Annotated in this window: 6 protein-coding genes; all 6 read left to right on the top strand. The window is 64.6% G+C overall.

The genetic code is table 11. From position 1 onward, the window contains the following. Positions 1-106 precede the first annotated feature (106 nt). The 6 genes from zapE (at position 107) to ACT4OC_RS28670 (ending at position 8,449) form a co-directional block, all read left to right on the top strand. Positions 107-1,288, top strand: coding sequence for a cell division protein ZapE (gene zapE, locus ACT4OC_RS28695; RefSeq protein WP_444842430.1), 1,182 nt, complete (start codon positions 107-109; stop codon positions 1,286-1,288). 249 nt (positions 1,289-1,537) lie between these two features. Continuing rightward, entirely contained in the window at positions 1,538-2,506 is a 969-nt protein-coding gene (mdh, locus tag ACT4OC_RS28690) for a malate dehydrogenase (protein ID WP_444842429.1), read from the top strand. A 138-nt stretch (positions 2,507-2,644) separates the two neighbouring features. Beyond that, positions 2,645-3,844 carry an ADP-forming succinate--CoA ligase subunit beta gene (gene sucC, locus ACT4OC_RS28685; RefSeq protein WP_444842428.1) on the top strand — a complete coding sequence of 400 codons (1,200 nt, stop codon included), beginning with the start codon at positions 2,645-2,647 and terminating at the stop codon, positions 3,842-3,844. A 2-nt stretch (positions 3,845-3,846) separates the two neighbouring features. After that, on the top strand, positions 3,847-4,326 hold the full coding sequence (locus ACT4OC_RS28680) for a DUF1579 family protein (RefSeq protein ID WP_444842427.1): 480 nt from the start codon (positions 3,847-3,849) through the stop codon (positions 4,324-4,326). A gap of 35 nt (positions 4,327-4,361) precedes the next feature. Next, positions 4,362-5,246 carry a succinate--CoA ligase subunit alpha gene (gene sucD / locus ACT4OC_RS28675; protein WP_444842426.1) on the top strand — a complete coding sequence of 295 codons (885 nt, stop codon included), beginning with the start codon at positions 4,362-4,364 and terminating at the stop codon, positions 5,244-5,246. A 245-nt stretch (positions 5,247-5,491) separates the two neighbouring features. Beyond that, complete coding sequence (locus tag ACT4OC_RS28670) at positions 5,492-8,449, top strand: 2-oxoglutarate dehydrogenase E1 component (protein ID WP_444842425.1); 2,958 nt, start codon at positions 5,492-5,494, stop codon at positions 8,447-8,449. The last annotated feature ends 117 nt before the right edge of the window (positions 8,450-8,566 follow it).

Raw genomic sequence — 8,566 nt, 5'->3', positions numbered from 1 at the left:
CACCCCGACCCTCTCCCCGCAAGAGCGGGGCGAAGGAGAAGAGCGCATACCCCTCCCCCCGATTCCCCGCTTGCACTTTGCCGCGCGCTGAGGCGGAAAGAGGGCCATGCTCTCGACCCCGCCCGCCACCTTCCACGCCCATTACAAGGCCCTCATCGCTTCCGGAGCGATCGAGGCCGATCCGGCGCAGCATGCCGCGGCGCAAGCCTTCGCGGCGCTGGAGGGTCGGCTAGGCGGCTACACGCCGATCAAGAAGCAGAGCCTGTTCGGCCGGCTGTTCGCCGACAAGGACGAGCCGCCGCCGCGCGGGCTCTATGTCCATGGCGAGGTCGGCCGCGGCAAGACCATGCTGATGGACCTGTTCCTCGATCAGTCGCCGGTCAAGCACAAGCGCCGCGCGCATTTCCACGAATTCATGGCCGAGGTGCACGAGCGCATCTACGCCTACCGCCAGAACATCGCGCGCGGCGAGATCGACGATGCCGACGTGATCGGGCTGACCGCGCATGCGATCTTCGAGGAGGCGTGGCTGCTCTGCTTCGACGAGTTCCATGTCACCGACATTGCGGACGCCATGATCCTCGGCCGGCTGTTCGCAAGGCTGTTCGGTCTCGGCACCGTGGTGGTGGCGACCTCGAACGTGGCGCCCGACGATCTCTACAAGGGCGGCCTGAACCGTGCGCTGTTCCTGCCCTTCATCGCGCAGATCACCAACCACATGAACGTGATGCGGCTCGATGCGCGCACCGACTTCCGGCTGGAAAAGCTTGCCGGCGCGAGGATGTGGCTGACCAACGATCCCGAAGCCGAATTCGTGCTCAACCGCGCCTGGGGCCGGCTTACCGGCAGGGCGCCGTGCAAGCCGCGCGATATCGCGATCAAGGGCCGCAAGCTGCACGTGCCGTGCTCGGCGCATGGCGTGGCGCGGTTTTCCTTTGCCGACATCTGCGAAAAGCCGCTCGCAGCAAGCGACTATCTGCGCCTCGCGCACGACTACCACACCATCCTGATCGACCGCATCCCGGTCATGGACTACGCCGATCGCAACGCCGCCAAGCGCTTCATCTCGCTGATCGACACGCTCTACGACAACGGCGTGAAGCTGATGGCCTCTGCCGCGGCCGATCCGGTCTCGCTCTATGACGCGACCGAAGGGGTCGAGGCCAACGAGTTCAAGCGCACGTCTTCGCGGCTGATCGAAATGAGCTCGGAATCGTACCTGGCGTTGCCGCACGGGCGGAAGGATTCTTCCGCCAGCGGATCGACGACGGGGCTGGTGGAAACCTGATCGTTCCGCCGTCATTGCGAGGAGCGCAGCGACCGAAGCAATCCAGCTTTCTTTAACCCCGGCAAAGCTGGATTGCTTCGCTTCGCTCGCAATGACGGTTGGGGCCGGTCCTGGCATACCTGACTGAAATCCCGGCAGTGCTGCCAAAGGGGAATGGCGCGACTTGAACCGGTCCTGCTAAAGGGATAACCACCCTCCCCGAAAGCTCCTTCCCATCCTCCTTACCCGCTCTCAAAGGACAGATTTCCCATGGCGCGCGACAAGATTGCCTTGATTGGCTCCGGTCAGATCGGCGGTACGCTGGCTCACCTCATCGGGCTGAAAGAGCTCGGCGACGTCGTGATGTTCGACATCGCCGAAGGCATTCCACAGGGCAAGGCGCTCGACATCGCGCAGTCCTCGCCGGTCGACGGCTTCGACTCGCATCTGGTCGGCGCCAATTCCTATGAGGCGCTCGACAACGCCAAGGTCTGCATCGTCACCGCCGGCGTGCCGCGCAAGCCGGGCATGAGCCGCGACGATCTTCTGTCGATCAATCTCAAGGTCATGGAGCAGGTCGGCGCCGGCATCAAGAAATATGCCCCCGACTCCTTCGTCATCTGCATCACCAATCCCCTGGATGCGATGGTTTGGGCGCTGCAGAAGGCGTCCAACATGCCGCACAAGAAGGTGGTCGGCATGGCCGGCGTGCTGGATTCCGCGCGCTTCCGCTATTTCCTCGCCGACGAGTTCAACGTCTCGGTCGAGGACGTCACCGCCTTCGTGCTCGGCGGCCATGGCGACACCATGGTGCCGCTGACGCGCTACTCCACCGTCGCCGGCATCCCGCTGCCCGACCTCGTCAAGATGGGCTGGACCTCGCAGGCGCGCATCGACGAGATCGTCGACCGCACCCGCAATGGCGGCGCCGAGATCGTCAACCTGCTGAAGACCGGTTCGGCGTTCTACGCGCCGGCGGCCTCGGCGATCGCGATGGCCGAGAGCTACTTGAAGGACAAGAAGCGCGTGCTGCCCTGCGCCGCCTACCTGAACGGGGAATACGGCGTAAAGGACATGTATGTCGGCGTGCCCGTCGTGATCGGCTCCAAGGGCGTCGAGCGCGTGGTTGAGATCGAACTCGCCGGCAAGGACCGCGAGGCCTTCGACAAGTCGGTCGGCGCCGTGCAGGGTCTCGTCGATGCCTGCAAGAAGATCGCGCCGGATCTGCTAGGTCGCTGATAATACTTGATAACCGGCCGAAGATCGGCCAGCTCGATCTTCGGCTCTTGCAGTTCTTGTGGTATATGGTATGCCAGCCACAGAACACAGGCGGGGGCGCCGACCCCTGCCGATTCAGGGTTTGGGGAGCGTCTGTCGATGAATATCCACGAATATCAGGCCAAGGCTCTGCTGCACGAATTCGGCGTGCCGATCTCGAAGGGCGTGCCGGTGCTGAAGCCTGAGGACGCCGAGGCGGCGGCCAAGAAGCTTCCCGGCCCGGTCTGGGTGGTAAAGAGCCAGATCCACGCCGGCGGCCGCGGCAAGGGCAAGTTCAAGGAAGCCAAGGCCGGCGACAAAGGCGGCGTGCGCATCGCCAAGTCGGTCGCCGAGGTCGTCGAGTACGCCGGGCAGATGCTCGGCGCGACCCTTGTCACGGTGCAGACGGGTCCTGCCGGCAAGCAGGTCAACCGCCTCTACATCGAGGACGGCTCCGACATCGATAAGGAGTTTTACCTCTCGATCCTGGTCAACCGCGAAACCTCTGAAGTGTCGTTCGTGGTCTCGACCGAAGGCGGCATGAACATCGAGGACGTCGCGCACTCGACGCCCGAAAAGATCGTCACCTTCTCGGTCGATCCGGCGACCGGCATCATGCCCCATCACGGCCGCACGGTGGCCAAGGCGCTCCACCTTTCCGGCGAGCTCGCCAAGCAGGCGGAAAAGCTGGTGAGCCAGCTCTACGCCGCCTTCGTCGCCAAGGACATGGCGATGCTGGAGATCAACCCGCTGGTCGTCACCAGGCAGGGCGAGCTGCGCGTTCTCGACGCCAAGGTGTCGTTCGACGACAACGCGCTGTTCCGCCATCCCGAGGTGGCGGTGCCGCTGCGCGACCTGACCGAAGAGGATCCCAAGGAAATCGAGGCGTCGAAATACGATCTCAACTACGTGACGCTCGACGGCACCATCGGCTGCATGGTCAACGGCGCGGGCCTTGCCATGGCGACCATGGACATCATCAAGCTGTACGGCATGGAGCCCGCCAACTTCCTCGACGTCGGCGGCGGCGCCAGCAAGGAGAAGGTCGCGGCGGCGTTCAAGATCATCACGGCGGACCCGAACGTGAAGGGCATCCTGGTCAACATCTTCGGCGGCATCATGAAATGCGATATCATCGCCGAAGGCGTGGTCGCCGCCGTCAAGGAAGTCGGCCTCAGCGTGCCGCTTGTGGTCCGGCTCGAAGGCACCAACGTCGATGCCGGCAAGCAGATCATCCGGGAGTCCGGCCTCAACGTGCTCCCCGCCGACAATCTCGACGACGCCGCGCAGAAGATCGTGAAAGCCGTCAAGGGAGGCTAGCGATGGCCGAGGATCGTCTCACCGCGCCGAAACCGCAGGAAGAGCACAAGCGGCTCGCGGTATTCGCCGGCGAATGGACCGGCGAGGAGATGGTCTATCCGTCGCGCTGGGACGCCGGCGGTCCGGCCACCTCGCGTGTCGTCGCGCGCATCGATCTCAACGGCTTCTATCTGATCCAGGACACCCGCCAGACCCGCGACGGCAAGGAAAGCTTCGCCACCCACGGCGTGTTCACCTACGACCGCGAGGACCGGCTCTACAAACTGTTCTGGTTCGACTCGCTCGGCTACTACCCGCCGTCGCCGGCCTCCGGCAATTGGCAGGGCAAGCAGCTGGTGCTGGTGCGCGGCTCGCTGCGCGGCAACGCCCGCCACGTCTACGAAGTCATCGACGACAACAGCTACTCCATGAAGATCCAGTATTCGCCCGACGCGGAAGGATGGGCCGACGTGCTCACCGGCGTTTACCGGCGCGTGCACTGACCCCCACTCCGTATCTCGCGAAAGTCATCCCGACCATGTCCATCCTGATCGACAAGAACACCAAGGTCATCTGCCAGGGTTTTACCGGCAAGAACGGCACGTTCCATTCCGAGGCTGCGATCGCCTACGGCACCAAGATGGTCGGCGGCGTCGCGCCGGGGAAGGGCGGTTCGAAGCATCTCAACCTGCCCGTCTTCGACACCGTCGCCGAGGCGCGCGCCAGGACCGGCGCGGATGCGTCCGTGATCTACGTGCCGCCCCCAGGCGCGGCCGATGCGATCTGCGAGGCGATCGATGCGGAAGTCCCGCTGATCGTCTGCATCACCGAGGGCATTCCGGTGCTCGACATGGTGAAGGTGAAGCGTTCGCTGGCTGGCTCGAAGTCGCGCCTGATCGGGCCGAACTGCCCGGGCGTGATGACCGCGGGCGAATGCAAGATCGGCATCATGCCGGCCAACATCTTCAAGCCGGGCTCCGTCGGCATCGTGTCGCGCTCGGGCACGCTGACCTATGAGGCGGTGTTCCAGACCACGCAGGAGGGGCTCGGCCAGACCACGGCGGTCGGCATCGGCGGCGATCCCGTCAAGGGCACCGAGTTCATCGACGTGCTGGAGAAGTTCCTGGGTGACGACAAGACCACCTCGATCATCATGATCGGCGAGATCGGCGGCTCGGCCGAGGAAGACGCCGCCCAGTTCATCAAGGACGAGGCCAAGCGCGGCCGCAAGAAGCCGATGGCCGGCTTCATCGCCGGCGTCACCGCGCCTCCCGGCCGCCGCATGGGCCATGCCGGCGCGATCATCTCCGGCGGCAAGGGCGATGCCGGTTCCAAGACCGCGGCCATGGAAGCTGCCGGTATCAAGGTATCGCCGTCGCCGGCCCGGCTCGGCAAGACGCTGGTCGAGGCGCTGCGCGGCTAGCGCCCGACCCAAGGTCCACCTAAATCAGGATCGAGGCTCCGGCAGTGAAGCCGGGGCCTTTTCGTCGTCGAAACCCTCCGAAGCAGCCCGCTCAAAGATTTGAACTCAAATTCGCCACTTGGTTCTTTTCCGGGCGAACATTCGGCGCAAATAGGGTAAAGGATTTTTCAACCCGTCGGCCCGTAACCGGACCGGCCGCCGCGCCGTATTCCATGCGCGAAGCAAGAAATCACCAGGACGCCATCATGTCTCGTCAGGACGCGAACGCCGCTTTTGCTCTGTCCTCGTTTTTGCAGGGCACCAACGCCGCCTATATCGACGATCTCTACGCCCGCTACGAGCAAAACCCCAATTCCGTCGATGCCGAGTGGCGCGAATTCTTCAAGAGCCTGAAAGACAGCCCCGCCGACGTCAAAAAGAACGCCGAAGGCGCTTCGTGGGGGCGCGACCACTGGCCGCTGACGCCGCGCGACGAGCTCACCTCCGCGCTCGACGGCAACTGGGCATTGGTCGAAAAGGCCGTCGGCAGCAAGATTGCCGCAAAGGCGCAGGCCAGGGGCGCCGAGCTGTCGCCCGCCGAGGTCAATCAGGCGACGCGCGACTCGGTGCGCGCCCTGATGCTGATCCGCGCCTATCGCATGCGCGGCCATTTCCACGCCAATCTCGATCCGCTCGGCATCGAGGCGCAGCGCGACCGCGAGGAACTCGACCCGCGCACCTACGGCTTCGCCGAAGCCGACTACGACCGCAGGATCTTCCTCGACCACGTGCTCGGCCTCGAATACGGCACGCTGCACGAGATCGTCGCGATTTGCGAGCGCACCTACTGCCAGACGCTCGGCGTCGAGTTCATGCACATCAGCAATGCCGCGCAGAAGTCCTGGATCCAGGAGCGTATCGAGGGCCCGGACAAGGAAATCAGCTTCACCCCGGAAGGCCGCCGCGCCATCCTCAACAAGCTGATCGAGGCCGAGGGCTTCGAAAAATTCTGCGACCTCAAGTTCACGGGCACCAAGCGCTTCGGCCTCGACGGCGCCGAGTCGCTGATCCCGGCGCTGGAGCAGATCATCAAGCGCGGCGGCAATCTCGGCGTGAAGGAGATCGTGCTGGGCATGCCGCATCGCGGCCGCCTCAACGTGCTCACCCAGGTGATGGCCAAGTCGCACCGCGCGCTGTTCCACGAGTTCAAGGGCGGTTCGGCCAATCCCGACGCGGTCGAAGGCTCCGGTGACGTCAAATATCATCTCGGCGCGTCGAGTGACCGCGAGTTCGACGGCAACAAGATTCATTTGTCGCTGACCGCCAACCCCTCGCATCTCGAGATCGTCGATCCCGTGGTGCTCGGCAAGGTCCGCGCCAAGCAGGACCAGCACGGCGATCCGCCGGACATGCGCATCTCGGTGATGCCGCTCCTGATGCACGGCGACGCGGCGTTCGCGGGGCAGGGCGTGGTCGCCGAATGCTTCGGCCTCTCGGACCTGAAGGGCTATCGCACCGGCGGCTCGGTGCATTTCATCGTCAACAACCAGATCGGCTTCACCACCTATCCGCGTTATTCCCGTTCTTCGCCTTACCCGTCCGACGTGGCGAAGATGATCGACGCGCCGATCTTCCACGTCAATGGCGACGATCCGGAAGCCGTGGTGTTCGCCGCCAAGGTCGCGACCGAGTTCCGGCAGAAGTTCCACAAGCCGGTCGTCATCGACATGTGGTGCTATCGCCGCTACGGCCACAATGAGGGCGACGAGCCGGCGTTCACCCAGCCGGTGATGTACAAGCGGATCGCGGCGCATCCCTCGACACTCACGCTCTATTCCAAGCGCCTGATCGCCGAGGGCGTAGTCACCGAGGGCGAGGTCGACAAGCTCAAGGCCGACTGGCGTGCGCGGCTCGATGCCGAGTTCGAGGCCGGCACCAGCTACAAGCCGAACAAGGCCGACTGGCTCGACGGCAAATGGGCGGGCTTCAAGATCGCCGATCAGGAAGAGGACGCCCGCCGCGGCGTCACCGGCGTCGATACCGCCGTGCTGAAGGACATCGGCCGCCGGATCACCAAGGTGCCGGACGGCTTCCGCGTCCACCGCACCATCCAGCGCTTCCTCGACAACCGTGCGAAGGCGATCGACAACGGCGTCGGCATCGACTGGGCAACCGGCGAGGCGCTGGCGTTCTGCTCCCTGCTGGAGGAAGGCCGCCACGTCCGCCTGTCCGGCCAGGATTGCGAGCGCGGCACCTTCTCGCAGCGCCACTCGGTCTTGATCGACCAGGAGGACGAGAGCCGCTACACGCCGTTCAACCATCTCGGCGTCGAGCAGGGCCATTACGAGGTCATCAACTCGCTGCTGTCGGAAGAGGCCGTGCTCGGCTTCGAATACGGCTACTCGCTGGCCGAGCCGAATACGCTGGCGCTGTGGGAGGCGCAGTTCGGCGATTTCGCCAACGGCGCGCAGGTGCTGTTCGACCAGTTCATCTCCTCCGGCGAGCGCAAATGGCTGCGCATGTCCGGCCTCATCTGCCTGTTGCCGCACGGTTATGAAGGGCAGGGGCCGGAGCATTCCTCCGCCCGCCTCGAGCGCTTCCTGCAGCTCTGCGCCGAGGACAACATGCAGGTGGTCTATCCGACCACGCCGGCCAACTACTTCCACATGCTGCGGCGTCAGCTGCATCGCGAGATCAGAAAGCCGCTGATCGTGATGACGCCGAAGTCGCTGCTGCGCCACAAGCGCGCGGTGTCGCGGCTCGACGAGTTCGGCAGGGACACCTCGTTCCACCGCATTCTCTGGGATGACAGCCAGATGCTGCCGAACGAGCCGATCAAGCTGAAGCCGGACGGCCAGATCCGCCGCGTCATCCTGTGCTCGGGCAAGGTCTACTACGACCTCTACGAGGAGCGCGAGAAGCGCGGCATCGACGACGTCTATCTATTGCGCATCGAGCAGCTCTACCCGGTGCCGCTGAAGGCGCTGGTGCTGGAGCTTGCCCGCTTCAAGGGCGCCGAGATCGTCTGGTGCCAGGAAGAGCCGCGCAATATGGGCGCCTGGCACTTCATCGAGCCGTATCTGGAGTGGGTGCTGAACCAGATCCACGCACCGAACCGCCGTCCGCGCTACGCCGGCCGCGCGGCGTCCGCGGCGACCGCCACCGGCTTGATGTCCAAGCACGTGGCGCAGCTCAAGGCGTTCCTGGACGAGGCTTTGAACTAACTGTCATGCCCCGCGAAAGCGGGGCATCCAGTACGCCGCGGCCCCGCCGTCATCATTGACGCCCCGGCGTACTGGATCACCCGCCCCACGTGCGCAACGGCGCACAAGGCGGGTGAT

It is taken from the genome of Bradyrhizobium sp., from assembly GCF_052389815.1.
Taxonomy (GTDB): domain Bacteria; phylum Pseudomonadota; class Alphaproteobacteria; order Rhizobiales; family Xanthobacteraceae; genus Bradyrhizobium.
This window is presented reverse-complemented; position numbering and strand designations above follow the sequence as displayed.

Coding starts and splice junctions, on each gene's coding strand:
- sucD (WP_444842426.1), top strand. CDS start 4,362: ATGTCCATCCTGATCGACAAGAACACCAAGGTCATCTGCCAGGGTTTT.
- ACT4OC_RS28670 (WP_444842425.1), top strand. CDS start 5,492: ATGTCTCGTCAGGACGCGAACGCCGCTTTTGCTCTGTCCTCGTTTTTG.
- mdh (WP_444842429.1), top strand. CDS start 1,538: ATGGCGCGCGACAAGATTGCCTTGATTGGCTCCGGTCAGATCGGCGGT.
- sucC (WP_444842428.1), top strand. CDS start 2,645: ATGAATATCCACGAATATCAGGCCAAGGCTCTGCTGCACGAATTCGGC.
- ACT4OC_RS28680 (WP_444842427.1), top strand. CDS start 3,847: ATGGCCGAGGATCGTCTCACCGCGCCGAAACCGCAGGAAGAGCACAAG.
- zapE (WP_444842430.1), top strand. CDS start 107: ATGCTCTCGACCCCGCCCGCCACCTTCCACGCCCATTACAAGGCCCTC.